The organism is Agromyces bauzanensis (assembly GCF_014645655.1).
In the GTDB taxonomy this organism is placed as follows: domain Bacteria; phylum Actinomycetota; class Actinomycetes; order Actinomycetales; family Microbacteriaceae; genus Agromyces; species Agromyces bauzanensis.
The window spans coordinates 1-1,500 of sequence record NZ_BMMD01000062.1; the positions used below are offsets into that span (position 1 = coordinate 1).

Sequence of the window (1,500 nt, forward strand, 5' to 3'; positions counted from 1 at the left end):
ATGAGATTCCCTAGGTCAACCTCAGGCGGCGATTTGTTGCATGGCGCCTCCGTGGAGTTGGGGGTTGTAGGTGGTGTGGTCTTGCCAGCAGCGCCAGATCACGCGGACCCAGGCTCGGGCCAGGATGCGGACGGCGTGGGGGTGGCGTTTGCCGCGGGCGATCGCGTCCTGATAGATCTTGGCGGCCCAGGGGCTGGCGTGTCGGGAGTCGTCGGCGAAGTCGATGAGTGCGTTGCGGAGTTTCTTGTCCGCGGCCCAGCGGAAGCCGACGGAGTGGACTTTCCCGCTGGCTCTGGTCACGGGTGCGACGCCGGCCAGGGCGGCGAGGGATTCTTCGTCGGGGAATCGGGCGCGGACGTCGCCAATCTCGGCCAGCAGTGCTGCGGCGCGGACGCCGTGTCCGGCTTTGGGCAGGCTGGTGAAGATGTGCGCGTCGGCGTGGGCGTCGAGGCGTTCGATGATCTCGGCTTCGAGTTCGCGTTCCTGGTTTCTGACGGTCTCCATGGCTCGCAGCAGGGCGTAGACGCAGACGGCGTGGCCGTCGGCTTCTTCGGCCGACAGGCCGGCCGGGGGTGCGTCGGTGACGCGGGCGTAGAGCTCCTCGACGGGTTTGCGGCCGCAGTAGGCGATGCGCCGCAGGAACGCCGCGAATCGGGCTTGGGTGAGCCGGGCGGTGGCGTGCTGGGTCGGGTAGCGGCGCAGGAACGCGATCGTGACGTCACTGTCCAGGCGGGCGAACAGGCCGATAGCGCCGGGGAAGCAGCGTTCCAGTTCGGCGTGCAGCTGGTTGATCAGCCCGACTCGAGCCTCGACGAGCTGTTTCCGGGTCCGCGACAGCGAGCGAAGCACTTGGGTGGCGTCGCTGTCCTGGGTCAGCGGTGTGAGCCGGCGCGCGTCGGTGCGCAGCACATCGGCGAGCAGGTAGGCGTCACCGGCGTCGGACTTCGCACCCGAGCCGGTGTAGCGGCTGCGGAGGCCCTTGACCTGACGTGGGGTGATCACCACGACTCGCAGGTCGGCGTCGAGCAGTGCTTCGACCAGTGGCCCGTCGCAGCGTTCGATCGCGACGCCGTCGACGCCGAGTTTGGTCAGTCGTTTGACCAGGCCGTTGAAGCTCTTCCCGGTGTTGGGGATCTCGAAACGAACCCGGATCTCACCGTGCTCGTCGATCACGCAGATCGCGTGGGTCTTGCTGGCCCAGTCGATGCCGGCGAACAACCGTCGGTCGTCTTCTGTGGACATCTGTCCGGTCCTTCCTGTGATGATGGATGTGGCACCGTCGGGGACAGGGAGCCGGCCCGGATGCTCATTGCGTGGCGGTCCAACCCGCATATCCCTAGCGCCGGTCTTGGCTTCCCGGCCCGGCGGCTGCCGCAGATCTCATCGTGGTCCTCGAGGGACAAGCGACGCTGGCGGTCAGCCACCGGCCGACGGTTCAACAGGAATCCTCATCCGGAGCGACGCATTCGCGCTACAGAAACGATGGTGCACCAATGAGCG

General features: G+C 67.1%; 1 protein-coding gene. It reads right to left on the bottom strand.

What is annotated here, in order from left to right; genetic code table 11:
• Positions 1 to 21: 21 nt before the first annotated feature.
• The gene (locus tag IEX31_RS18375) at positions 22 to 1,242 is read right to left on the bottom strand and encodes an IS110 family RNA-guided transposase (RefSeq protein ID WP_188744834.1); all 1,221 of its coding nucleotides are present in this window, start codon (positions 1,240 to 1,242) and stop codon (positions 22 to 24) included.
• Positions 1,243 to 1,500: the final 258 nt, after the last annotated feature.

Excerpts from the sequence above, each read along its gene's own strand:
- IEX31_RS18375 (WP_188744834.1), bottom strand. The coding sequence starts at position 1,242 with ATGTCCACAGAAGACGACCGACGGTTGTTCGCCGGCATCGACTGGGCC.